Below are 24,613 nucleotides of genomic sequence, written 5' to 3'. Positions count from 1 at the left end.
GGTTTCCAGCCTAGCCCTGGACCCCGTAGTTCCGAAGGAGACGCCGACGGCGGCACCCAAGCCGGGTGCCGCCGTCGTCCGTCCTGCAGGGAGAAGCCCTACTTCAGTTTCAGTACAAGCACGGGAGTGTTCTTCTTGTACTCCTCGTAGTCCGCCTGGCCGCCCCACTTCTTGTCGGCCTTCTTCTCCAGGGGCGGCACGCCGCTGCCCTTGATCAGCAGCAGTGCCACGAATACCGGGGAAACCAGTGCCGCCCACTGCCAGCCCTGCAGTACCGGCAGGGCGATGATGGCCACGCCGACCCACAGGGTGATCTCACCGAAGTAGTTGGGGTGGCGCGACTTGGACCACAGCCCGGTGTTAATGAAGCGGCCCTTGTTGGCGGGGTCGTCCTTGAACCGGTTCTTCTGGACGTCCGCCACGGTCTCGATGGTGATGCCCGTGAGCCACACCAGCAGGCCCACCCAGAAGAACCAGTCCAGCCCCACTTTCTTGTCCGAGGTGATGGCCACCCACGCGAGCGCCGCTGTGAGCACCACCCACAGGCCCTGGATGGTCCACGTGTTCAGGAAGCGGAAGAAGTCAGGCTTGAGCTCATCGAAGCGGTCGTCCTTGCCGTGCTTGCTGATCCGCAGGAACAGGAAGCTGCCCAGCCGCGCGGCCCACAGCACCACCATGGCCGCCAGCAGCATGCCGCGGGCATCCACGCCCGGGCTGGCCAGCACCAGGAACACCGTGATGGAGATGTACGTCAGGGCGCCGGTGAGATCGTAGAACTTCTCCGTCTGCGCCTTGTAGGACGGGATGAACACCAGCCACTGGATCACAAAGGCAATGGCCACCCCCAGCGCGAACACCGGGAACCCGCCGATCCTGGAACCGTCCTGGCTTCCGGCAATGGCGATGAGCACCGCCACCACCACGGCAATAACGGTACTGATGAGCGCCTTGCGGCTCTTTTCGTCCACGAACAGATTCCTTTCCCCTGGGCCGCCGCGCGCTGCTGCACGGCCGGTCCCACCACTCCTGCTAGCCTTCCTTGTATTCAATCTATTTTGATCACTAGAGAGCAATAACTACTATAGATGCTGGAAAGCCGAGGAGGAACCGTGAGCCTGTTGCCGCACCACCCGGCCACGTCCGCGCTCCAGGGACTGTTCAACCTCGCCAACGAAATCGAACGCGAAGTGGCCCGCAGGCTGGACCTGAACCTCACCGACTACCGCGCCCTCTCGGCACTGGCCCAGTCCGGGCCTGTCACGGCGGGCGCGCTCGGCGAAACCCTCGGCGCTACGGCTGCCACCACCACCGCCATCGTGAACCGGCTTGAGGCCCGTGGCTATGCCGAGCGCCTCCGCTCGGAAGAAGACCGCCGCCACGTCCACGTGAATGCAACGTCCGTGGCCATCAAGGAAATCATGGACCTGATGCGCCCCCTCATGGACGCCACCAGCGAGCACATCAAAACTCTCCCCGCCGCCCAGCAGGACGCCGTCGGGAACTTCCTGGACGTCGCCCTGACCCTCATGCAGGAGCACCTCCACACACTTTCCGGGAAGGACACCCCTTGAGAGACTTCACCTCCCCGCCGCTGGCTGACCTGTCCGGCCACCGAAACGCCACCGACCTGCTGATGCACCGCTTCCACACCTCCCCGGAGCACATCGCCTTCGAGGTGCGGACCGAGGGCGCTTCCATCACCGATCCCTGGCGGCAGGTGACCACCCGGCAGTTCGTGGAAGAGGTCAAAGCCCTGGCCAAGGGCCTGATCGCCGTCGGCCTGCAGCCCGGCGACTCAATGGCCATTATGTCCCCCACCCGGTACGAATGGGCGGTGGCGGACATGGCTGCGTGGTTCGCCGCCGCCGTCGTGGTCCCCGTCTACGAAACCTCCGCCCAACCCCAGGTGACCGCCGTGCTGGCCGACGCCGGGGTCCGCCTGGCCATTGCCGGGACCGCCGGGCATGCCGCCCTGTTGGACAAAGGGCTCGCGCAGGCGGGGCTGGAAAACCTGGGCGTCTGGACCATGGATGGCCGCCCGGGCGCTGACCTCGACGCCCTGGTACAACGCGGCGCCGGCATCCCGGACGGCGAGGTGGGGCAACGGCGCCTGCTGCCGGACCTGGAATCGGTGGCCACCATCGTCTACACGTCCGGCACCACCGCCGCGCCGAAGGGCGCCTTGATCACGCACGGCAACTTTGTGGGCCAGATCCGCAATGTGGGCGCCGCCTACACGTCCGTGGTCCATGAGGGCGGCAACACCATCATCTTCCTGCCCATGGCGCACGTCCTGGCCCGCGGCCTGCAGCTGATCTGCCTGGCCAACGGCATGCGCATCGCGCACCTGTCCGATCCCCGGGACGTGGTGCCCGCCCTTGGCGCCCTCAAGCCCACCTTCCTGGTGGTGGTCCCCCGCGTGCTGCAGAAGATCCAGGCATCCGCTGCCGCAGCCGCCGCTCAGAAGCACCTGGGCCGGGCCTGGGCTTTGGCGCAGCGTACGGCTGTGGAATGGGGCAGGTTCACGGAAGCGCACGACGCCGACGCCTCGGTCCGTGGACCGCTCGGCCTGCGTGCCCGGCACGCTGTGTTTGACCGGCTGTTCTACGCCCGCCTGCGCACCCTGGTGGGCGGCCGGCTGGACTGCCTGCTCTCCGGCGCCGGCGCGCTGGACGCTGAACTGTCCCTCTTCTTCCGCGGCCTGGGCCTGCCCGTCATCGAGGGCTACGGCCTCACCGAGACCACGGCTCCGCTGACCGGGAACCTGCCCGGCGCCATCCGCTCCGGGTCCGTGGGCGTGCCCATGCCCGGAACCACCCTCCGGATCTCGGACCAGGGCGAGGTGCTGGCCCGCGGCGTGGGCGTGTTCGCAGGCTACCGCCGGCCCGCCGACAACGCCGACGCGTTCATTGACGGGTTCTTCCGCACCGGTGACCTGGGCGAGCTCGACTCCCAGGGCCGGCTCACCCTCAAGGGCCGGATCAAGGACGTGATCGTCACCGCTGGCGGCAAGACCGTCACCCCCGCCATCTGGGAAGGCTATGTGGAGGGTGATCCCCTGGTGGCACACGCCGTCATGGTGGGCGAGGGCAAGCCCTATCTGGGCGGGCTGGTGCTGCTGGACCCCGAGTCCGTGGCTGCCTGGGCGGAGCGGGAAGGCATTGCCGATCTGGCCGGGCTGCGGATACCGGACGACGGCGGCCCGGTCCAGATCGAGGACGACCGGCTCCTCAGCGTGGTGGGCACGGCGGTCAGTGGCGCCAACGCCCGGCTGGCACGGTCGGAGCAGGTGCGGAAGTTCGTGCTGTTGCTCGCCGACCTCAACGAGTCCCGCGGGTTGGTCACCCCCACCATGAAGCTCAAACGCACGGTGTTCACCGAGCGCACCCGCCACTTTGTGGACCACCTGTACACCGACGCAAGGAGCCAAGCATGAGCCCCCGCACCAAGAACTGGTTGACCGCCTACATTGTCAGCGCCCTGATTTTCGCCGTACTGGACGTGGTGTGGATCCTGCTGGTGGCCAACCCGCTGTACCAGAACCAGATCGGCCACCTGCTGGCGCCGAAGGCCAACCTGCCCGGCGCCGTCCTCTTCTACGTCATCTTCGTGGCGGGAATGGTGCACTACGGCGTCCGGCCCAACAACCCCGATGCCACGGTGCGGCAGCGGGTCACGGGCGCCGCGCTGTTCGGGTTCTTCACCTATGCCACGTGGGCGCTGACCGGGTTCGCCGTGCTCAAGGACTTCACGGCGCTGGTGGCGGTGACGGACATCCTCTGGGGTGCCGCAGCCTGCAGCCTTGTTACGTGGGTGACTTCGGTGACCCTCCGACGGCGGCTCGAGACACGGGCGCCCTGACGCGCCTTCGCTTCGTCCCCTGCGTCACGCCGGGCAGCCTTTGAACCCACCCGTGCGGACGATACCCCGGAAACCCGGGGCTCGTCGTCGTCCGTTGCCATGAAAGCCTGCTCGGCGTGACACGCACGCCAAGCGCGAGCGTCACCCGAAGAGGGCGGCCACCTGGGTGAGCGTCTGGAAGACCCCGTAGGCCAGCGGGATTCCCACCAAGACCCAGCCCAGGACCAGCCTTCCGGTGGACCGCTTGGCCGGCTGGTGTGCGCCGGGGGTTTGTGCAGTGCTGCTCATGTCAGGCCTCCATGGAAGATGTGTGCCGCTCGGGGCGGGGTTCGTGGAAACGGGCGTCGACGGGTTTGACCAGCAGGTTGGCCACAAACCCGATGATCAGCAGCGCCACCATGGTCAGCAGCGCCGGCTGGTAGGACGCGGCGTTCAGCTGGCCCGGCTTGCCCTGCGCGTCCAGGATGGCGTTGACGATCAGCGGTCCCGCCACCCCGGCCGCGGACCATGCGGTAAGCAGCCGGCCGTGGATGGCGCCCACCTGGTATGTCCCGAAAAGGTCCCGCAGGTACGCCGGGACCGTGGCAAAGCCGCCGCCGTAGAACGAGATGATGACGAATGCCAGCGCCACGTACAGCGCGGTGGCACTGGAACCGGCAAATGCCAGCACCGTGTACAGCACGGTACCGACTCCCAGGTACATCATGTAGATCCGCTTGCGGCCGGTGACATCGGAGGTGGCGGACCAGGCGAACCGGCCCGTCATGTTGCCGATGGACAGCAGCCCCACAAAGCCTGCCGCGACGCCGGCACTGACCAGGGACTTGCCGTCTGACTGGCGGAAGAAGTCCTGGATCATGGGCGCGGCCTGCTCCAGGATCCCGATCCCGGCGGTGACGTTGCAGAACAGCGCCACCCACACCAGCCAGAACTGCCGCGTCTTAATAGCGTTCTTGGCAGAGACGTTCTCCGTGGTGACCAGCTTTGCTGCCTTGACCTTGGAGGGGTCGAACCCGGCGGGCCGCCAGTCTTCTGCCGGCACCCGGACGGTGAACGCACCGAAGAGCATGTAGGCGAGGTAGACGACGGCGAGGGTCAGGAAGAGCTTGCCCACCGCGTCGCCGCTGGCCACCCAGCCCTGGGCACCGGAGTTGGGGTCGTACGCCTTGAGTAGTGCCTGGGACACCGGGCTGGCGATCAGCGCGCCGCCGCCGAAGCCCATGATCGCCATGCCGGTGGCCAGGCCGGGCCGGTCCGGGAACCACTTGATAAGGGTGGACACGGGCGAGATGTAGCCGATGCCCAGCCCGATGCCGCCCACGAAGCCATAGCCCAGATAGACAAGCCAGAGCTGGTGGGTGAAGATGCCCAGCGAGCCGATCAGGAAGCCGCCCACCCAGAACATGGCCGAGGTGAACATCGCCTTGCGCGGCCCGTTGGTGTCCACCCAGGTACCCATGACCGCGGCGGAAAGGCCGAGCATCACGATGGCGATGGAGAAGATCACGCCGATCTCGGTGAGGCTGGCGCCAAAGTGCTTGACCAGCGCGGTCTTGTACACGCTGGTGGCGTAGGCCTGCCCGATGCACAGATGGACCGCGAGCGCGGCGGGCGGCACCAGCCAGCGGTTGAAGCCCGGCGGGGCGATGGAGTGGTCACGGTCCAGGAAGCCCATGGTTGATTCCCTTTGTTTGTCGAAGACGTCGGTGTCTGCTCGATCCAGAGGCTAAAGGCCTTTCATTTGCCGGGCCCGTTGCCTTCGGCCATCATCATGCAAATCATCAGTAAACGTACTGTTGGCGCGCCGAGCGGCGGGATTTTTGTGCCGAGCGGCGGCGTCAGGCCGCTTTGATGGGTGAGGTGCTGCTGGAGGAAGCCGCCTGGCCTTCGCGGGCCAGGAAGGCGGACAGCTCGCCGATGGTGCTCATCAGCGGCGCCGGGAAGACGACGGTGGTGTTCTTGTCCACGCCGATCTCCACCAGGGACTGCAGGTTCCGGAGCTGCAGCGCCAGGGGGTGGGCCATCATGGTGTCGGACGCGTCGCCGAGGGCCGTTGCGGCAATGGCCTCCCCTTCGGCGGCGATGATCTTTGCCCGCTTTTCGCGTTCGGCTTCAGCCTGGCGGGCCATGGCGCGCTTCATGCTTTCGGGCAGTTGGATGTCCTTCAGTTCCACCAAGGTGACTTCGACGCCCCAGTCGACGGTGAGCACATCGAGGAATTCGCGGATGTCGGCGTTGATCCGTGCGGTTTCGGACAGGGTCTGGTCCAGGGTGTGCTGGCCCACGACTTTCCGCAGGGTGGTCTGGGCGATCTGGTCGATGGCCGCTGCCACGTTCTCGATCGCGATGACGGACTTCACGGCATCCACTACCCGGTAATAGGCAACCGCGGAAACGTCCACGCTCACGTTGTCCTGGGTGATGATGCCCTGGGACTGGATGGGCATGGTCACGATCCGCAGGCTGACCAGCGGCAGCCGGTCGATGACCGGGATGATCAGCCGGAGGCCGGGCTCCCTCACGCCGATGACCCGGCCAAGCCGGAAGAGCACGCCCTTCTCGAATTGGCGCACGATCCGGATGGACATTCTCGCGACGATGAGCAGCAGGATGACCAGGACGATGACAACTAATGTGGTGGGGTCCATCAGGATCCCCTCCTATAAGTGGCGGGACGTGCCGTCGCCGGGGACGGCGTCGTGACAGGTGTCCTGGCTCCATTGTCCCACCAACCAGCGGGCGGAAGCCTTGAATCGGTTGCCGGAATCTGCCTTTTGCCGTGGTCCCGCGCCGCCCTGCTTTCGGCCGGCGGCAGCGGGTGGCAGAGTGGGACGATGAGTGAGCAACCCGCCGGCCTGGTCCTGGACCTGGAGTGCACGGTGCCGTCCCCGCCGGAGGCAACGTTCCGGCTGCTGACGGACCCGGTCCGGCTTGCCGAATGGTGGGGCCCGCACGGCTTCAGCATCCCGGAAGTGGACGTCAACCTGGTGGTGGGCGGCCGCTACCGGTTCCGCATGGCCCCGCCGGAGGGCGAGCCGTTCCACCTCTCGGGCGAGTCCTTGGAGATCGATCCGCCCTGGCGTCTGGTCTACACCTTCGCCTGGGAGGAACCGGCGCCGGACGACCGGGAGACTTTGGTGGACCTCTCCCTGGCGAGTACCGGAACCGGGACCCGGGTGGTCCTCTCGCAGGGACCGTTCCTGACCGAGGAGCGGCTGGCCCTGCACCGGAACGGGTGGAGCGATTCGTTTGAAAAGCTGGGTGTGGCCGCCCGGAGCGCCGGTGTGGAGCCGCGTCACGCAGAGCAGACTTTCAACCCACCCGCGGGGACGAAACCCTGGAAACCCGGGGCTCGCCGTCGTCAATTGCCGTGAAAGCATGCCCAGCGTGACGTCAGACTGGCCCAGTTTTCACAATTAAGTCTCAAAAAATCCGCGGTTCCCGCCGCCGTTTCTCCCTGAAAACTGGGCCAGTGTGACGCTGCCGGACGCCTCATGCCGCGGCGGCTACGCGGCAAACTCGGAAAACCGGGGCGCAAGCCCAGGCGTGCGGTAGCTTGGGCCAGTATTCACAGCAGCTTTCGAACCCGGGGCAGGTACGGCATGGACGCGGACGTCATCATCATCGGCGGCGGGCTGGCCGGGCTGGTGGCCAGCAACGAGCTGGTCCGGGCCGGCAAGCGGGTGGCCATCGTGGACCAGGAGAACGAGGCCAACCTGGGCGGGCAGGCGTTCTGGTCACTGGGCGGGTTATTCCTGGTGGACACGCCGATGCAGCGCCGCCTGGGCGTCAGGGATTCCTTCGAACTGGCGTGGCAGGACTGGCAGGGTTCGGCGCAGTGGGACAGGCTGTCCGGCACCCACCCCGAGGATGAGTGGGCGCAGCAGTGGGGCCGCGCCTACGTCGAATTCGCAGCGGGTGAGAAGCGCGGGTGGCTAAGGGAACAGGGCATCCGGTTCACGCCGCTGGTGGGCTGGGCCGAGCGCGGCGACGGCCGGGCCGGCGGCCACGGCAACTCGGTCCCCCGCTTCCACGTCCCGTGGGGTACCGGCACCGGTGTGTCGGAGCCGTTCGCGGACAAGGCCCGGGAAGCAGCGTCGGCGGGCAGCGTCGGGTTCTTCTTCCGGCACCGGGTGGACGGTTTAACGTACGACGGCGGCACGGTCACCGGGGTGCGCGGCGCCGTGCTGGCGCCTGATGTTTCCCCGCGCGGGGTGTCGTCCAACCGCGATGTCGTGGGCGAATTCGAGCTGCGGGCGCAGGCTGTGGTGATTGCCTCCGGCGGGATCGGCGGGAACCACGGGCAGGTGCGCCGCTGGTGGCCCGACCGGCTGGGGACGCCGCCGGCGAAGATGGTCACCGGGGTGCCACAGCACGTGGACGGGCGGATGCTGGACATCGCGGATCAGTCCGGCGTGCGGCTGGTAAACCGGGACCGCATGTGGCACTACACCGAGGGGATCCAGAACTGGAACCCCATCTGGCCGGACCACGCCATCCGCATCCTGCCCGGCCCTTCATCCCTGTGGTTCGATGCCCTGGGCCGCCGCCTGCCCTCGCCCGGCCTGCCCGGCTACGACACCATGGGCACCCTCCGGCTCCTGCGGACCACCCTGGAGCTCCAGCAGCACAGCCATTCCTGGTTCATCCTCAACCAGCGCATCATCGAAAAGGAATTCGCCCTCTCCGGCTCGGAGCAGAACCCGGACATCACCAACCGCGACCTCAAGCTGCTGCTGAAGACCCGGCTGGGCCGCGGCGCGTCCGGCCCCATCGAGGCGTTCAAGGAGCACGGCGCCGATTTCGTGGTGGCGGACAACCTGCAGGACCTGGTCCGCGGGATGAACGGACTGACGGAGGAGCCGCTGCTGTACTACGCGCAGCTCCGGCGGCAGATCGGGGAGCGCGACGCGGAGATCCGCAACCCGTACTCCAAGGACACCCAGGTGGCGGGCATCCGCAACAGCCGCCGCTTCCTGGGCGACAGGCTGTTCCGCACGGTCAAACCGCACCGGATCCTGGACCCCGCCGCCGGCCCGTTGATCGCCGTGCGGCTGCATGTGGTTACGCGGAAGACGCTGGGCGGGATCCAGACCAACCTCTCCGGCCAGGCACTGGGCCACGACGGCGTTCCCATTCCCGGGCTCTATGCCGCAGGCGAGGCAGCCGGGTTCGGCGGCGGCGGTGCCCACGGCTACAACGCCCTCGAAGGCACCTTCCTGGGCGGCTGCATCTTCACCGGCAGGACTGCTGGACGTTCCCTCGCGAAAGCGCTGTAAAACTCAGGGCACCGGAGCCAAGCCCAGCGCGGTCGTCGTACTACAGCGTAGCCAGTGGACCCGGGCACCCAGCCCAGGTGCCGCCGTCGTACGTTGCCTGCCCCGCCCGCAGGTCCGGTGAACCGGGGCCCCTAAGATGAGGCATGGACTTCGAAGACGTGCTCCTGACTGCGGTAGGCGCCGCGCTGATTCTGCTGATGATCGCCGACGTCTTCAACACCTTGCTCTACCCGCATGGCTCGGGTCCGGTGGGCAGGACCATCATGCGCGGGTTCTGGCTGCTGTCCAGGAAACTCAGGGGCGGGGCCTCCTCCATCGCCGCACCGCTGGCCATGGCTGCAGTCATCGCCGCCTGGGCCGCCCTTGCCGCCGTGGGCTGGGCCCTGCTGTACCTCCCCCATTTGCCGGACGGATTCACCTACTCGGCAGGTATCCCCCGGCAGGCTGACTTCCCGGAAGCGCTGTATATCTCGCTGGTGGCCCTCTCAACTGCAGGATTCGGCGAGATCGTTGCCACCCACCCGCTGCTTCGGCTGGTGATGGCCTTCCAGGCTGTGGCCGGTTTTGGCCTGCTAACCGCCACGGTGTCCTGGATCCTGCAGACCTACCCGGCCCTGAGCCGCCGGCGCGCCCTTGCCCACCAGCTCAACCTGTTCCGGGAAGCGGCAGGGCCCTCCGGCGTCGCTTCCTTGGAGGCCCGGCATGCGGCGGGGTTACTGGAGTCCATGGCTGAGAACGTGGCCTCCGTGAGCATCGATCTCCTGTCCTTCCACGAGACCTACTACTTCCATGAGGTGGAGCAGCGGGGCTCCCTTCCGGCCACCATTGCGTACGCCCACCAGCTGGCCTTGGACGCCCGGGGCAGCGACAACCCCGAACTCCGGTTCGCCGGGCGCATGCTCTACGCGGCGCTGGATGACCTGGCACAAGTGCTGCGCGGGAAGTTCGGCCATGTGGGCGACACGTCATCAGACGTCTTCGACCACTACGAGCTCCACCACAGACACCGGCGGCCGCCGGAACAGCGACGGTGACGCTATCCCCGTGGACCGGAGGACTCCCGCACGATGAGGTCGCAGTCCACGATATGAATTCCCGGGCGGGGTACCCCGTCCAGCGCTGACAGCAGCGCCTCACCCGCGCGCCGGCCGATGGTGGAAAGGTTCAGGTCCACGCTGGAAAGATGCGGCCGGTACCCATCGGTGAACGGGGACCAGTTGTCCACGCCTATCAGGGCCACGTCGTCCGGGATGGACCGGCCGTGCCGCTCTAGTTCGTAGGCGGCGCCCCGGGCAATCTGGTCGCTGCCGCAGAAGATGGCGTCCACGTCCGGGTGGTTCGCCAGCAGCGCGCGGACCCCGTTGTGTCCCCATTCCTCGGTCCAGCTTCCGTACCAGACATCCCCTACCGGCTCCAGTCCCTGATCGGCCATGGCGGCAAGGAAGCCCTCCGCGCGCAGCGCCGCGGAGGCATGGTTTTCCAGGCCGGTGATGTGCGCGATCCGACGCCTGCCGGTCTTCACCAGGTGGTCAACGGCACGGCGCGCGCCGCCGCGCTCGTCCCCGGTGACGGAGCAGTCCTGCGGATCGGTCGACGGCGCGAAGGCGTAGATGACCGGCACGGGAAGGTTCTCCCCGAGCGGCGTCCGCGGATCCACTTTGCGCCCGACGGCGATGATTCCATCCACCTGCCGGGCCAGCAGCGTGCGCAAGTAGTGCTGCTCCCGGATGGGATCGTCCCGGCTGTCGCACAGGAAGCAGAGCATCTCCCCCAGGCCGAGCGCATCCTCGACGCCACGCAGGATCGGGATGCTGAAGCGGCCGTAACTGTCGGTGGTGATCACCCCCACGGTGTAGGTCCTGCCACTGCGGATGCTCCGCGCCGCGCCGTTGGGAAGCCAGCCAACCTCCTCGGCGGCAGCGCGGACCCGCAGCCGGGTCGATTCCCGCAGCTGGCCCGTGCCGTTCAGGGCCTTTGACACCGTTCCGGTCGAAACTCCCGCGAGCGCGGCCACAGCCGCAATGCCGGAATTACGGAAACTATTTTCCGACATGCCACCCTCTCCTGACGCGGGCCTACAAGCTCCCCCGTTCCGCATCTGATGCTCGTAATCCTTACGTATCCTACCAGAAACCGTTGACAGGTGAGACGCAGGTCACCTAGAGTCGGGCCTCGGAAGACGATTTCCGAATTTTCCGTTTCCGGGTTTCCGGATTCTGTCGCATCACCCTTCGACACACCTTGGAAGAGGTCACTGATGACATCTGTTCACCACATTCCGGCACCGCCCATAGGGCAGGACGCCGGCCACGGGACCGCAGCGGGACCCGTCGGGGCGACGGCGTCCGGACATTACGCCCTGCGCCCGCTGGCCTTCGATTCGGTGCGGTTGCGCCCTGAGGGACACCTGGGCGGCTGGCAGGAGCTCAACCGGACCGCCACCATCCCCCACTGCATGGAAAACGTGGAATCCAGCGGCGCCCTGGACAACTTCCGGCGGCTGGCCGGCGAGACCGACGCGGCCTTCCGTGGTTTCTGGTTCCAGGACACGGACCTCTACAAGACGCTGGAGGCTGTGGGTTGGGAGGCCGGGCGCCAGGCCGACCCGCGGTGGGAAGAATACGTGGAATCCATGGGCGCGCTGCTGGCCAAAGTCCAGGAGCCGGACGGCTACCTGAACACCTGGGTCCAGGGTGTCGAGCCCGGCCAGCGCTGGGACAAGCTGCAATGGAGCCACGAGCTGTACAGCGCCGGCCACCTGCTCCAGGCAGCCGTGGCAGTGGCCCGCACCACCGGAAACGAAACCGTTGTGGAGGTCGCCCGCAGGGTGGCTGACTGCATCGTGGAGACCTTCGGCCCCGGTGGCGTTGAAAAGATTGACGGACACCCGGAAGTGGAAACCGCCCTGGTGGAGCTCTACCGCCTGACCGGAGACAAGCGCTACCTCGACACTGCGGTGCGGCAGCTGGACCTGCGCGGTCACGGCATCCTGCCCGATGACAGGTTCGGCCGCCAATATTTCCAGGACCACCTTCCCATCCGCAAGGCCGCCCACGAGGCAACAGGGCACGCGGTGCGGCAGGTGTACCTCTCCACCGGAGTCGCCGATGCCTACCTCGAGAACGGCGACCCGTCCCTGCTGGAGGCCGCCGAAGCGCTGTGGGAGAACATTTTCTCCGAAAAGGCCTACCTGACCGGGGCCCTCGGATCACGCCACCGGGACGAGGCGTTCGGCGATGCCTACGAACTGCCGCCGGACCGTGCCTATGCCGAGACGTGCGCGTCCATCGCGAGCCTGCACTTCAGCTGGCGGCTCCTGCTCGCCACAGGCAATGGCAAATACGCCGATGAGATGGAGCGTGCGCTCTACAACGGCATCGCCGCTTCGACTTCCATTGAGGGCACCAGCTTCTTCTACTCCAACCCCCTGCAGCTGCGCACGGGCCATGATGGATCCACCGAGGACGCACCGTCGGAACGCCTGTCCTGGTACGCATGCGCCTGCTGCCCGCCGAACCTGGCACGCCTGGTGGCATCCCTGCACCACTACGTGGCCACGCAGGATGAGTCCGGACTGCAGCTTCAGCTGCTGCACGACGGCGAAGTACGCGCGTCGGGCGAGCCGTTCGGCGGTGAAGTAACGGTGTCCACGACGACGGAATATCCGTGGGACGAAACCGCCAGCATCGCGGTCACGGCCCCAGCCGGCGAATGGACGCTGGCTGTGCGCATCCCCGCCTGGTGCAAAGACCCGCAGGTAACCATCGACGGCGCTCCCGTGGAGGCAGTGCCGGACGCGTCCGGCTACCTGCGCCTGCGCCGCGACTGGGAAGGCAGCACCACCGTCCTGCTCACGTTGCCCATGCCGGTCCAGGTTGTTAGCGCTCATCCCCGCGTGGATGCCGTGCGCGGTACCGTCGCCCTGGTCCGTGGACCCGTGGTCTACTGCCTGGAACAGCATGACCAGCCAGACGGCGTCGTGCTCGAAGACCTCGCCATCGACGCAACGGCGCCGGTTGGGATCGCAACGGCGGACGGCATCCCAGGGGTGCGCACGGTACTTAAGGCCGCAGGCGTGGCCCGTCCCCCGGCGCAGCAGTCGCTCTACAGCGTTGCCGGACAAGATGCCGCGGAACAGCGCTCCGTCACACTGACTGCCATTCCGTATTTCCGCTGGGCCAACCGTGGGCCGGCCGCCATGCGGGTCTGGATCCCCGTGGCCTAGTTGCACCTCCACCCCCATCCCTATGAAGAGGAAACGGCACATGAAACGCACAAAACTCGCCGCAGCACTGGCGCTGGCGGCATCCCTCGCCCTCACGGCCACCGGCTGCGGCGGACCCTCCGACTCCGGCTCGCTGCAGGCCTCCTCCGGCGGGGAGCCCAGCGGGACCATCACGCTCTGGGCACGCGATTCGCAAAAAGGGTTCATGGACATCCTTGCGAACGCGTACAACAAGTCGCACAAGGCGCAGGTCCAGGTCACGATCGTGCCCAGCGGGAACTTCGTGCAGAAATTTGGCACGGCCACCGCCGGCGGGTCGGGACCGGACGTGGCCTCGATCGACCTGGTCTACCTGCCCTACTTCGCCTCCACCGGGGTCCTGCAGGACATCACGGACGAGGCATCGAAGCTGCCTTACAAGGACAAGCTCAGCCCGTCCCACGAACGCCTCTCCACCTGGGAGGACAAGACGTATGCCCTGCCCTTTACGGCGGAAGCGTCGGTGCTGTTCTACAACAAGGAACTCTTCCAAAAGGCAGGCCTTGATCCGGCCAAGCCGCCGGCCAACTACGAGGAAATCCTCAACGCGGCCAAGAAGATCCGCGCCTTGGGTCCGGACACCTACGGCTTCACCATGGCCGGGCAATGCGGCGGCTGCAACATCTTCGAGTTCACCCCCAGCGTCTGGGCCAGCGGCGGCGACGTGCTTTCCGCCGACGGCAAGACCGCCAAACTGGATTCCCCCGAGGTCACCAAGGCGCTGACGTTCTACAAGCAGATGCACGACGCCGGCGTGATGCCTGAGGCGGCGAAGACCGATTCCGGCACAGCCCAGCCAGCCCTGTTCCAGGGCGGAAAAGTGGGCATGGTGGTGCTCGGCGCCTTCTTCACCCAGACGCTGAACACGGATAAGAAGATCGACTACGGCATCGCCCCCATCCCGGGTGAGAACGGCGGCTCGGCCTCCTTCGCAGGCGGCGACAACATCGCGGTCACCACCGGGTCGAAGAACAAGCCTGCTGCGTGGGACTTCGTGAAGTGGGCCACCGGCGACGAGGCCCAGACCCTGCTGGCGAAGAACTCCATCGTTCCGGTCAGGACTGACCTCGTGACGAGCGTCTACGCTTCGGCGGACCCCCGCAACGAGATCTTCAGCAAGGCACTGGAGACCGGAAAGACCCCGTACAGCGTCGTGGAAAACAAGCTGTTCAACGACAACAACGGGCCCTGGGCCACCATGATCAACGAGGCCGTCTTCGGCGGCGACGTCCAGGCAGCACAGCAGAAGGCGCAGCAGGCCGCCCAGCAGATCATCCAGACCGGACCCTGACATTCCACGGGTGCTGCCGCGGGCCGCGGCAGCACCCGTCTTGTCCTAAAGGAGAACTACCTTGGCACACAACACCATCGTGACGGCGCGGCCCCGCAAGCCCGGACGCCCGTCGGTGCCTCCGCACCCACAGCGGCGCCGCCGGACCCTTTCCACCTCGCGCAGCAGGCTCGGCGCCGCGGTGGTCACCCCCGCGCTGATCCTCCTCACCGTCTTCTTCTTCCTGCCGGTGGTCCTGATGCTGTGGATGTCGCTGAACCGCTGGCCGCTGCTGGGAAAGATCAGCTTCATCGGCCTGGGCAACTACACGGCCGCGTTCCAGGACCAGGACTTCCTGCGGGCAGCCGGCTTCACCCTTCTCTACACGCTGATCATGACTCCCCTGCTGCTGGTCATTGGAATCGCGCTGGCACTCCTGATCCGGCGCCCAGGGAAAGCAGCCAGGGTCTTCCAGTCCATCTACTTCCTGCCGGTGGTCGTCGGCTTTGCCGCCGCCGGTTACCTGTGGCTTTTCATGGCCCAGCCAAACATCGGGCCCCTGCTGGACCTGCTCACCCGCAGCGGGCTGGCCTCGCACTCGGACAACTGGTTCGGCACCTTTGCCACCGCATTGGGCATCGTGTGCGCGATGGTGGTCTGGAAGGTTGCAGGCATGCAGATGCTGCTGCTGAATTCCGGGCTGCAGTCCATTCCCGTTGAGCTCGAGGAAGCGGCCAGGATCGACGGTGCAAGCCGGACGCAGGTATTCCGCTACATCATCCTGCCGCTGCTGCGGCCCACCCTCGCCCTGGTGCTTGTCTTCTCGGTGGCCGGCTCCCTGCTGGCCTTCGACCAGTTCTACATCATGACCAGCGGCGGTCCGGCGAACCAGACCATCACCGCGGTGTACCACATCTACCGGGTTTCCTTCCAGGGTTTCCAGCTCGGCTACGGCGCCGCGCTCTCGGCCCTGCTGATGATCGTGCTCGCCATCGTCAGCGCCGTCCAGATGCTCATCCTTCGCAACTCGGACCACAACTAGTCCACCACATCGGAAACGGACCCCTCCATGACTTCACTGCAGTCCAGTCTCCGCCCGGTGCCCCGCGCAGCCTGGTGGATCATCAACGCCAGCCTCGCAGCACTGTTCCTCTATCCGTTCTGGGTGGTGCTCTCCCAGTCGATCAAATCGCCCGCGGAGGCTGCCGCCGCGCCGCCCACCCTGTTCCCCGGCTCCTTCTCGTGGGGGAACTTCGCCAAGCTGTTCAGCAACGAGAACGGCGGTGCAGGCTTCATCCAGCAACTGGGCAACAGCGTCCTGGTCTCCGTTGGGGCCACCCTCCTGACCATCGTGTTGAGCACGCTCGCCGGCTACGGCTTCGCCAGGCTCCGGTTCAGGGGCAGCAACGTGCTGTTCTTCGCCACGCTGGCCACCTTCATGATTCCCTTCCAGGCGGTCATCACTCCGCTGTACCTGGTGCTGCACCAGATCGGCCTGACGAACAACCTCCTGGGCCTGATGCTCGTCTACACCACCTTCAACCTGCCCTTCGGTATCTTCCTGATGCGGAACTCCTTCGCCGCACTGCCGTCGAGCATTGAGGAAGCCGCCCTGGTGGACGGGTGCGGGGTGCTGCGGGCCATGGTCCGGGTGCTGCTTCCGGTCGCTATCCCGGGGGTAATCAGCACCGCACTGTTCACCTTCTTCGCCTCGTGGAACGAGTTCTTCGCCGCGCTGATCCTGATGACAGACCAGTCAAAGTACACCCTTCCGGTTGCCTTGAACGTGCTCTCCAGCGGCACCTTTGGGACGCTGGACTGGGGTGCCCTGCAGGCGGGCGTCGCGGTGACCATCATCCCCTGCATCGTCATCTACGTCCTGCTCCAGAAGTACTACGTGGGAGGCATGCTGACGGGGGCGATGAAGTAGACCCGTCACGGCAAGGGCAGCCAGCACCCGTGGCAGCAGCCGGCCACGAAGTCCGTTGTCGCCGTGAAGGCCCCGGCGTAGACTCACCCCACCATCCACACGGAGGCGGGAAGCCATGAAGAGCATCCGGACGCAGGCCATCCAGGCTGAACAGAAGGCCGCGCTCGGGCCGGGTAACGATGAGCGGTTTTCCGGGTACGGCGTGATGGGACTGCCCTTCAGCTCCGGCTACGTCCTGGCCATGCGTCGCTTCCCCGTCACCAGCGTGGGGCCCGGTTACACCTCGGTTTGGCTGCGGCGGCCCACCGGAACCTGGACCATCTACGCGGACGCAGCACCGGACGTTTCCTGCGCACGCTACTTCGGGTCAGCCCTGGAGGACGCGGTCCAGTGCCGGATCAGTGTCGATTGGACCACCGACAACTCCTTTACGGTGGGCATCGGCGGCGATGTGGACCTGACATGGAAACTGGAGCTGGGGTCCACCGCCGTCACGGCTGCCATGACTGCGTTCATGACGGCACTGCCCAACACACTCTTGTCCAGCATGGCATTCCTCAAAACCATGGGCTCCGCTGCCGGCCCCATGCTCAGCGCCGGACGGCTAGGACTGGCGGGACGCGTACCCAACAGGCAGGGCTTCCGGGCCAAACCCCGCCGGATGTGGTTCATCACCCGAAGTTCAGCAACCCTTGGCGGCGAGGACTTGGGCAGCCCGCAGCCGCTGCCCGTCCAGTCACGGCTGGGCGATTTCTGGATCCCCCAACGCGGCATCTTCGTGATCGGCGCCTCGTCCTTCGACCAGTTCGACCCAACTCAGCATCTCCCAGCCACCGCCCGCAACGCCCCATAGGCGAGGCCCGCCTCCGGGACGGTTGGCCGCGCCACCGGTATAGACCTGCAGGGGTGTTTTGCCGTGCCCGCTTGCTAGGGTCTGCGTATGGCATCCCTCTCCCACTCGATGGACGACGTCATCAACGAACCTGAGCGCGTCCAGTTCGAGTTCTTCCTGGATGAGCACCGGGCCGCCCTCAACGACTCTCTGGACGGGCTGACCGAGGAGCAGGCCCGGCGCAGGCTGGTCCCCTCCCGCACCACCCTGATGGGGCTGGTGAAGCACGCCACCTTCGTGGAGAAAGTCTGGTTCGATGAGGCCTTCACCGGCCGGCCGCGCAGCGAAATTGGCATCCCTGCCACGCCGGACGAGTCATTCATCCTGGACGACGGCGACACCATCGAGTCCATCCGGGCCGCGCACCTGGCAGCGTGCTCCGCGTCCCGGACGGCGGCCGCCCCTCTACGCCTGGATGACGTGGTGACCGGCAACCGGCGGGGACCCGTGCCGCTGCGCTGGGTCTACCTGCATATGCTCCGGGAACTGGCGCAGCACTGCGGCCATGCGGACATCCTCCGCGAGCAGATCCTGGGCGGGTCCGTCATGGCCTTTCAGCCGTGACGGGCCCGCCCAGGGGACTGATAACCGGCTAGGCGCCGACGGCGGCAACCGCAGCGGCGTTCGCGTCACCGTTCACGGCATCCTCCGACGCCCCGGCAAGCCGGAGCCAGGTGTCCACCACGGTGTCCGGGTTCAGGGAGATGGAGTTGACGCCTTCCTTCACCAGCCACTCCGCGAAGTCGGGGTGGTCGCTGGGGCCCTGGCCACAGATGCCGACGTACTTTTCACGGGCCCGGCAGGCCTTGATGGCCATGCTGAGCAGCTTCTTCACGGCCGCGTCCCGCTCATCGAAGCTGTTGGCCACGATCGCCGAGTCCCGGTCCAGGCCAAGGGTCAGCTGCGTCATGTCGTTGGAGCCGATGGAGAAGCCGTCAAAGTACTCCAGGAACTCGTCGGCCAGGAGCGCGTTGGACGGCAGCTCGCACATCATGATCACCTCGAGGCCGTTCTCGCCGCGGCGCAGTCCGTTCTCGGCGAGCAGTTCGATGACGCCCCGCGCCTCGTCCAGGGTCCGGACGAACGGGATCATCAGCTTGACGTTGGTCAGGCCCATCTCGTTCCGCACGAAGGACAGGGCCTCACACTCAAGGTCGAAGCAGTCCCGGAAGGACGGTTCAAGGTACCGTGAGGCGCCGCGGAAACCGATCATCGGGTTCTCTTCGTGCGGCTCGTAAGCCGGGCCGCCGATCAGGTTGGCGTACTCGTTGGACTTGAAATCGGACATTCGCACGATCACCGGTTCCGGCGCGAACGCCGCGGCAATGGTGGCCACGCCCTCGGCCAGGCGCTTGATGTAGTAGTCGCGGGGGCTGCTGTAGGCGCTGATCCGTTCCCTGATCACGGCGGCCACGTCCTCCGGCTGGCTGTCCAGGTTCAGCAGCGCCTTGGGGTGGATGCCGATCTGCCGGTTGATGATGAACTCCAGCCGGGCCAGGCCCACGCCGTGGTTGGGCAGCTGCGCGAAGGTGAATGCCTGCTCCGGGGTGCCCACGTTCATCATGACCTTCACCGGCGCCTCGGGCAGCTGGGTGACGCCGGTTTCCTCAACGCTGAAGTCCAGCAGGCCCTCGTAAATGCTCCCGGTCTCGCCGTCGGCACAGGACACGGTGACTTCCTGGCCGTCCGCCAGGGTGTCCGTGGCGTTGCCGGTGCCGACGACGGCGGGAATCCCCAGTTCGCGGGCGATGATGGCGGCGTGGCAGGTACGTCCGCCGCGGTTGGTGACGATGGCGGAGGCGCGCTTCATGATCGGTTCCCAGTCGGGGTCGGTCATGTCCGCCACCAGCACGTCGCCGGTCTGGAACGAGGCCATCTGGTCGATCGCGGTGAGGATCCGGACTTTTCCGGCACCGATCCGCTGGCCGATGGCGCGGCCTTCCACCAGCACCTGGGCGGTGGCGTTCAGGCGGAAACGGCTCTGGCTGCCGGGCGCCCGGCGGGACTGCACGGTCTCCGGACGCGCCTGCAGGATGTACAGGCCGCCGTCGATCCCGTCCTTGCCCCACTCAATGTCCATGGGACGGCCGTAGTGCTTCTCAATGGCGACGGCGTGGCGCGCAAGCTGCTCCACGTCGTCGTCCGTCAGGCTAAAGCGCGCGCGCAGCGAAGCCTGCACCGGCACGAAATCAATGGTGCGGCCGATCTCGCTGCTGTCGGTGTACGTCATCTGCAGGGCCTTCTCGCCCAGGCCCCGCTTGAGGATCGCCGGGCGGCCGGCCTCCAGGGCGGGCTTGTACACGTAGAACTCGTCGGGGTTCACGGCGCCCTGCACCACGGCTTCGCCCAGCCCGTAGGAGGAGGTGACGAAGACGGCGTCCTGGAAGCCGGACTCGGTGTCCATGGTGAACATGACGCCGGAAGCACCGACGTCGGAACGCACCATCCGCTGGATGCCCGCCGAGAGTGCCACCTCGGCGTGTTCGAACTTGTGGTGCACGCGGTAGGCGATGGCGCGGTCGTTGTAGAGCGAGGCGAAGACGTCCTTGATGGCCTGCAGGATGTTCTCGATCCCGCGGACGTTCAGGAAGGTTTCCTGCTGCCCGGCGAACGAGGCATCGGGAAGGTCCTCTGCCGTGGCGCTGGAGCGGACCGCCCAGGACAGGTCGGCGGAACCGGCGTGCTTGTCCACCAGCTGCTGGTACGCCTCGCGGACCTGCGCCTCGAAGTCCGGCAGGAAGGGCGTATCGCGGACCAGGGACCGGATCTCCTGGCCGGCAGCGGCCAGTGCCGTCACATCGTCCGTGTCCAGCCCCACCAGCCGGTCGGCGATCCTCTGGTCCAGGCCCGAATCGGACAGGAACCTGCGGTATGCGTCTGCCGTGGTGGCGAACCCGTCCGGGACCTGGACGCCGGCAGAGGTCAGGTTCTGCACCATCTCGCCCAGGGAGGCGTTCTTGCCGCCCACCTTGTCCAGGTCGTTGAGTCCAAGTTCAGAGAACCACAGAACGTCTGTCGTCATATTTACTGCTCCTTTGCAGAGGGTGGCGTAGGCATTGCCCGCCGGTCACGGTAGTGCCGGCCGGAAGAAAAACCCTGCTAACAGTTTCAGGTCTTCTACGGACTTTCCACATGATGTGCGCTACGCCACGTTTGTGAATTCACGGGCTAATGCTTGAGGTTCATCCGTTGCAGGATGGTGGCCGCCATTTCCTCCACGGACACGGTGGCCGAGTTCAGGTACGGAATCCGGTGCGAAACGTACAGCTGCTCGGCACTGCGCAGCTCAAAGCCGCACTGCCGCAGCGACGCGTACGGCGAACTGGGCCGCCGTTCAGTGCGGATCTGGCTCAGCCGCAGCGGGTTGGAGGACAGGCCGAAACACTTCGACACGAACGGCTGCAGCGGCTTGGGCAGGCCGTCCCGCTGGAAGTCTTCATCCACCAGGGGGAAGTTGGCGGCGAAGATTCCGTGCTGCAGGGCCAGGTACATAGTGGTGGGTGTCTTGCCGCACCGGGACGGGGCCACCAGGATCACCTGTGCCTTCTCCAGCGCACGCAGGCTCTGGCCGTCGTCGTGCTCCATCGCATACTCCACCGCCGCCATCCTGGACTGGTAGCGCGCGGCGTTCCCCAGCCCGTGCGCCCTGCCCGGTTCGCCGCTGGCCGGTGCCCCCAGCGCCTGTTCCAGGACGCCCACATGGGTCCCGATCAGGTCCACGATGACGCCCTTGCAGCCGCCCAGGATCTGGCGGATCTCGCTGCTGACGGCGGTGGAAAAGACCAGCGGCTGCGGCCCGGTGGCGGCAAGGCCGTCAATGGTCCGCACCACGGACCGCGCCTGTTCAGCCGTGGTGATGAAAGGGATGGTGACGCGGTCGAAGTTGTCCACGGGGAACTGCGTCAGCAGCGTATTCCCCAAGGTTTCCGCGGTGATGCCGGTGCTGTCCGACAGGAAGTAGACAGGCCGTAGAGCAGCAGTGGTCATGGCAGAACTCTAGCGGGCAATGATGACGTCAAGCCTGCGCGGGCCGTGGACCCCCTCCACGCGTTCAAGCTCGATGTCGCTGGTGGCACTGGGCCCGCTGATCATGGTGATGGGCCGGGTCCCGTCGATCCGGCGCAGCGCCTCGGGCAGGATCCCGGCAATGTCCGCGGCCTTCACCACGCAGATGTGGTGGTCCGGGACCAAGCTGATGGCGCGGCGGCCCTGGTTGGCGCTGCCGTCCAGGATGATGGTTCCGGTTTCGGCCACGGCCACGGCGCTGCCGGTCACCACCGCATCGATGCTATCGAGCTCGGCAACGCTGAGCGGTTCCGCCGGGGAGTCCAGCCGACGGCGGGAGCCGCCGCTGCCGCCGTCGTCTACCCCTGCCAGCCACCCTCCGTCGAGCCCTTGGGGCACCACGTAGGTCCGTGCCCCGTCAAGGAGCGACGCAATCCGGGCAGGCACCTCGGTTTCCGGCACCACAGCCACCTGCGCCTTGTAGTCCACCAGCCGGTCCACCAGCAAGTCGATGAGCTCGTCGGCGCCCATCCCTGATGCGGCCCGGTATTCCCGCGGAATCTGCGGTGCCTCGGGGCTGTCCTGCAGTGCGGCCCGGACCCGGGAAAGGATGTCTTCGCGTGCGGTCATTGCTGGGCTTCCTTTGTATCTGGTGACGGCGTGTGGGACGGCCCGGTGTCCGTCTGGCCGTGCGACCCGCCGGCGTTCCGATGTTCCTTGGCCCACCAATCACGGAAGGACTGTGCCGGCGGCGCCGGGATGTCCCGGCTTTGGGTCCAGCCGCCGGCGATGCCGGGCAGCTTCTTGATTTTCTTGTCCCGTCCGGCGGCCAGCCGGCCGAGCGGCAGCCCCTTCTCCACCAGGCCCAGGTGCTTGCCGGACGACAGTGCCCAGGAGGCGGCCTTCATGCCGACGTCCATCTGGCTGGGGACCTTCTTCTTTCCGCGCTTGCTGTCCACGTCCACACTGCGCAGGTGCACCAGGATGTCAGGGATGTTGATCTTGACGGGGCACGCGTCGTAGCAGGCCCCGCAGAGCGAAGAAGCGTACGGCAGGGAGCTGTTTTCCTCCGCCTCGATACCGGTGAGCAGGGGTGAGAGGATGGCGCCGATGGGCCCGGGATACGTGGAGCCGTAGGCGTGGCCGCCGGTCCGCTCGTACACCGGGCAGACGTTCATGCACGCGCTGCAGCGGATGCAGTGCAGGGCGGAACGGCCCATTTCATCGGCCAGTGCGGCGCTGCGGCCGTTGTCCAGGAGCACCAGGTGCACGTTCTGCGGCCCGTCGCCCTCCGTCACTCCGGTCCAGAGCGAGGTGTACGGGTTCATCCGCTCCCCCGTCGAAGAACGCGGGAGCAGCTGCATGAACACTTCCAGGTCCTGCCACGTGGGCAGCAGCTTCTCGATGCCCATCACGGTGATCAGCGTTTCGGGAAGGGTGAGGCACATCCTGCCGTTGCCTTCGGATTCGACCACCGCCAGGGTGCCGGAATCGGCAAGGGCGAAGTTGGCCCCGGACACTGCCACCTTGGCGGTAAGGAACTTCCGGCGCAGGTGCTCGCGGGCAGCCATGGCCAGAACGGAAGGGTCGTCGGTGAGGGCGGGGTCCGCGCCGGGCATTTCACGGAGGAAGATGTCCCGGATTTCGGTGCGGTTCTTGTGGATGGCGGGAACCAGGATGTGGCTGGGCTTGTCGTGGTCCAGCTGGACGATGAGCTCGGCAAGGTCCGTTTCGAAGGCCTCGATTCCCTGCTCCTCGAGGTACTCGTTGAGCCCGATTTCCTGGGTTGCCATGGACTTGACCTTGACCACCTCGGTTTCGCCGGTGTCCCGGACCAGTCCGGCCACAATCTGATTGGCTTCGTTGGCGTCGCGGGCCCAGTGGATCACGCCGCCGCGGGCGGTGAAGTTCGCTTCAAACTCTTCAAGGAGTTCAGGCAGCCTGGCCATCACCGACTGCTTGATGGCGGACCCGGCATCGCGCAGCTGTTCCCAGTCCGGCAGTTCGGACACCACGGCCTGGCGCTTGTCGCGGATGGTGTGCGTGGCATGGCCAAGGTTGGCGCGCAGCTGGGCGTTGCCCAGTTCGCGGTGCGCCGCCTTGGGGAAGGACTCCCCCGCGAACAGGTTGCCCGAGCCGAAGGCGGGAAGGGCGGGCATTCCCAGGAAGGTGGTCATCGCAGGGCCTTTCCGGTGGAGACGCGGACTTCGCCGGTGACGGACGCCGGTTCTTCCATGGTGCTGGCGAGGATTTCGGCCAGGTGGAGGGTGGTGGTGGGGCTGCCCTGGCGGGACAGGCCGCCGCCGATGTGCATCAGGCAGGAAGCGTCACCCCCAGTGCAGAGCTCGGCGCCGGTGGCCTCGATGTTGGCCGCCTTGTCCTGGAGCATGGCCGACGAAACATCGGCGTTCTTCATGGAAAACGTGCCGCCGAAGCCGCAGCACTGGTCCGCTTCAGGCAGGTCGGCCAGGTCAATCCCCTGCACGGTCCGAAGCAGGCGGGACTGCCGGTCCCCGAGCCGCAGCAGGCGCATGCCGTGGCAGCTGGGGTGGTAGGTCACCCGGTGCGGGAAGTAGGAGCCCAGCTGCGCGCCGGCGTCGGTCACGCCCAGCACGTCCACCAGCAGTTCGGACAGCTCGTAGGTTTTGGCGCCGACGGCGGTGGCGCGGGCTTCCAGCGCGGCGTCGCCGCAGGAGCGGGCCACCATGGGGTGCTGGTGCTTGACCGAGGCCACGCAGGAACCGGAGGGGGCCACGGCAACGTCGTAGTCCGCGGTATCGAATGCGGCCACGTGGTTGGCCACCACGGGGACGGCCTCCTTGAGGTAGCCGCTGTTGACGTGCATCTGGCCGCAGCAGGCCTGGCCGGAGGGAAACACCACTTCGTGTCCCAGCCGCTCCAGGATCCTGACAGTAGCCCTCGCCGTGGCCGGGTACATCGCATCCACGATGCAGGTGGCGAACAAGGCAATTCTCATGACGGCCTTCCAGAATGGGGTTGAGCGTATGGTCTGACCACAGTAGACCACGTGATGGCCGCCACGTACAACCCCGGCGCCCGATGGTGAACGGGCTCACAGTCGGGGCAGATTGTGGGCTACACTTCCGTGGTC

General features: G+C 66.6%; 22 protein-coding genes. 12 read left to right on the top strand and 10 right to left on the bottom strand.

Going from position 1 to position 24,613, the window contains the following annotated elements; all coding sequences use genetic code 11:
* Positions 1–98: 98 nt before the first annotated feature.
* Positions 99–968: a DUF1295 domain-containing protein gene (locus ACTAQI_RS00210; RefSeq protein ID WP_457948713.1), complete on the bottom strand. Its 870-nt coding sequence runs from the start codon at positions 966–968 to the stop codon at positions 99–101.
* A 141-nt stretch (positions 969–1,109) separates the two neighbouring features.
* On the opposite strand from ACTAQI_RS00210, the gene ACTAQI_RS00205 reads away from it, so the two are divergent.
* From ACTAQI_RS00205 to ACTAQI_RS00195, 3 genes are read left to right on the top strand one after another with little or no spacing between them, the layout of a single operon-like run.
* Positions 1,110–1,571, top strand: coding sequence for a MarR family winged helix-turn-helix transcriptional regulator (locus tag ACTAQI_RS00205; protein ID WP_457948711.1), 462 nt, complete (start codon positions 1,110–1,112; stop codon positions 1,569–1,571).
* Positions 1,568–3,436 carry an AMP-dependent synthetase/ligase gene (locus ACTAQI_RS00200; RefSeq protein WP_457948710.1) on the top strand — a complete coding sequence of 623 codons (1,869 nt, stop codon included), beginning with the start codon at positions 1,568–1,570 and terminating at the stop codon, positions 3,434–3,436. Before ACTAQI_RS00205 ends, ACTAQI_RS00200 begins: the two co-directional genes overlap by 4 nt.
* Positions 3,433–3,861 (top strand): DUF2177 family protein, encoded by a 429-nt coding sequence (locus tag ACTAQI_RS00195; RefSeq protein ID WP_457948709.1) that lies wholly within the window; start codon positions 3,433–3,435, stop codon positions 3,859–3,861. The genes ACTAQI_RS00200 and ACTAQI_RS00195 overlap by 4 nt, the downstream gene beginning before the upstream one ends.
* Before the next feature lie 141 nt (positions 3,862–4,002).
* Here the strand turns inward: ACTAQI_RS00195 and ACTAQI_RS00190 are convergent, their stop codons facing one another.
* From ACTAQI_RS00190 to ACTAQI_RS00180, 3 genes are all read right to left on the bottom strand, one after another.
* Complete coding sequence (locus ACTAQI_RS00190) at positions 4,003–4,149, bottom strand: MFS transporter small subunit (protein WP_457948708.1); 147 nt, start codon at positions 4,147–4,149, stop codon at positions 4,003–4,005.
* Between the two features lies 1 nt (position 4,150).
* Positions 4,151–5,536 (bottom strand): OFA family MFS transporter, encoded by a 1,386-nt coding sequence (locus ACTAQI_RS00185; RefSeq protein WP_457948707.1) that lies wholly within the window; start codon positions 5,534–5,536, stop codon positions 4,151–4,153.
* A 163-nt stretch (positions 5,537–5,699) separates the two neighbouring features.
* Complete coding sequence (locus ACTAQI_RS00180) at positions 5,700–6,509, bottom strand: slipin family protein (protein WP_457948706.1); 810 nt, start codon at positions 6,507–6,509, stop codon at positions 5,700–5,702.
* 186 nt (positions 6,510–6,695) lie between these two features.
* Between ACTAQI_RS00180 and ACTAQI_RS00175 the strand changes: the two genes are divergently transcribed.
* The 3 genes from ACTAQI_RS00175 (at position 6,696) to ACTAQI_RS00165 (ending at position 10,174) form a co-directional block, all read left to right on the top strand.
* Positions 6,696–7,235: an SRPBCC family protein gene (locus tag ACTAQI_RS00175; RefSeq protein ID WP_457948705.1), complete on the top strand. Its 540-nt coding sequence runs from the start codon at positions 6,696–6,698 to the stop codon at positions 7,233–7,235.
* Positions 7,236–7,463: 228 nt separating this feature from the next.
* The gene (locus tag ACTAQI_RS00170; RefSeq protein ID WP_457948704.1) at positions 7,464–9,140 is read left to right on the top strand and encodes an FAD-binding dehydrogenase; all 1,677 of its coding nucleotides are present in this window, start codon (positions 7,464–7,466) and stop codon (positions 9,138–9,140) included.
* Between the two features lie 143 nt (positions 9,141–9,283).
* The gene (locus tag ACTAQI_RS00165; RefSeq protein ID WP_457948703.1) at positions 9,284–10,174 is read left to right on the top strand and encodes a potassium channel family protein; all 891 of its coding nucleotides are present in this window, start codon (positions 9,284–9,286) and stop codon (positions 10,172–10,174) included.
* A 2-nt stretch (positions 10,175–10,176) separates the two neighbouring features.
* Here ACTAQI_RS00165 and ACTAQI_RS00160 read toward each other — a convergent pair whose 3' ends face one another.
* Positions 10,177–11,193: a LacI family DNA-binding transcriptional regulator gene (locus ACTAQI_RS00160; protein ID WP_457948702.1), complete on the bottom strand. Its 1,017-nt coding sequence runs from the start codon at positions 11,191–11,193 to the stop codon at positions 10,177–10,179.
* Positions 11,194–11,397: 204 nt separating this feature from the next.
* Here ACTAQI_RS00160 and ACTAQI_RS00155 point away from each other — a divergent pair, with 204 nt between their 5' ends.
* The 6 genes from ACTAQI_RS00155 to ACTAQI_RS00130 all read left to right on the top strand — a co-directional run bounded on the left by ACTAQI_RS00155 (position 11,398) and on the right by ACTAQI_RS00130 (position 18,060).
* The gene (locus ACTAQI_RS00155; RefSeq protein ID WP_457948701.1) at positions 11,398–13,365 is read left to right on the top strand and encodes a glycoside hydrolase family 127 protein; all 1,968 of its coding nucleotides are present in this window, start codon (positions 11,398–11,400) and stop codon (positions 13,363–13,365) included.
* 40 nt (positions 13,366–13,405) lie between these two features.
* Positions 13,406–14,695, top strand: coding sequence for an ABC transporter substrate-binding protein (locus ACTAQI_RS00150; RefSeq protein ID WP_457948700.1), 1,290 nt, complete (start codon positions 13,406–13,408; stop codon positions 14,693–14,695).
* 61 nt (positions 14,696–14,756) lie between these two features.
* The gene (locus ACTAQI_RS00145; protein WP_457948699.1) at positions 14,757–15,716 is read left to right on the top strand and encodes a carbohydrate ABC transporter permease; all 960 of its coding nucleotides are present in this window, start codon (positions 14,757–14,759) and stop codon (positions 15,714–15,716) included.
* Positions 15,717–15,743: 27 nt separating this feature from the next.
* Positions 15,744–16,604 carry a carbohydrate ABC transporter permease gene (locus ACTAQI_RS00140; RefSeq protein ID WP_457948698.1) on the top strand — a complete coding sequence of 287 codons (861 nt, stop codon included), beginning with the start codon at positions 15,744–15,746 and terminating at the stop codon, positions 16,602–16,604.
* 115 nt (positions 16,605–16,719) lie between these two features.
* A complete protein-coding gene (locus ACTAQI_RS00135) occupies positions 16,720–17,457 on the top strand; it encodes a hypothetical protein (RefSeq protein ID WP_457948697.1) in 738 nt (245 codons plus the stop codon).
* A gap of 87 nt (positions 17,458–17,544) precedes the next feature.
* Positions 17,545–18,060 (top strand): DinB family protein, encoded by a 516-nt coding sequence (locus ACTAQI_RS00130; RefSeq protein ID WP_457948696.1) that lies wholly within the window; start codon positions 17,545–17,547, stop codon positions 18,058–18,060.
* A gap of 28 nt (positions 18,061–18,088) precedes the next feature.
* On the opposite strand, the gene ppsA is transcribed toward ACTAQI_RS00130, so the two are convergent.
* The 5 genes from ppsA to ACTAQI_RS00105 form a co-directional block, all read right to left on the bottom strand.
* On the bottom strand, positions 18,089–20,518 hold the full coding sequence (gene ppsA, locus ACTAQI_RS00125; RefSeq protein WP_457948695.1) for a phosphoenolpyruvate synthase: 2,430 nt from the start codon (positions 20,516–20,518) through the stop codon (positions 18,089–18,091).
* 146 nt (positions 20,519–20,664) lie between these two features.
* Positions 20,665–21,483 (bottom strand): pyruvate, water dikinase regulatory protein, encoded by an 819-nt coding sequence (locus tag ACTAQI_RS00120; RefSeq protein WP_457948694.1) that lies wholly within the window; start codon positions 21,481–21,483, stop codon positions 20,665–20,667.
* A gap of 9 nt (positions 21,484–21,492) precedes the next feature.
* Positions 21,493–22,131, bottom strand: a complete 639-nt coding sequence (locus ACTAQI_RS00115) for a LutC/YkgG family protein (RefSeq protein WP_457948693.1) — start codon at positions 22,129–22,131, stop codon at positions 21,493–21,495.
* A complete protein-coding gene (locus tag ACTAQI_RS00110; RefSeq protein ID WP_457948692.1) occupies positions 22,128–23,678 on the bottom strand; it encodes a LutB/LldF family L-lactate oxidation iron-sulfur protein in 1,551 nt (516 codons plus the stop codon). The genes ACTAQI_RS00115 and ACTAQI_RS00110 overlap by 4 nt, the downstream gene beginning before the upstream one ends.
* A complete protein-coding gene (locus tag ACTAQI_RS00105) occupies positions 23,675–24,478 on the bottom strand; it encodes a (Fe-S)-binding protein (protein WP_457948691.1) in 804 nt (267 codons plus the stop codon). Before ACTAQI_RS00105 ends, ACTAQI_RS00110 begins: the two co-directional genes overlap by 4 nt.
* Between the last annotated feature and the right edge of the window lie 135 nt (positions 24,479–24,613).

This window comes from Pseudarthrobacter sp. alpha12b (assembly GCF_054130495.1).
The sequence above is the reverse complement of the archived record's forward strand: the minus strand, read 5'-3'. Positions and strand labels throughout refer to the sequence as shown.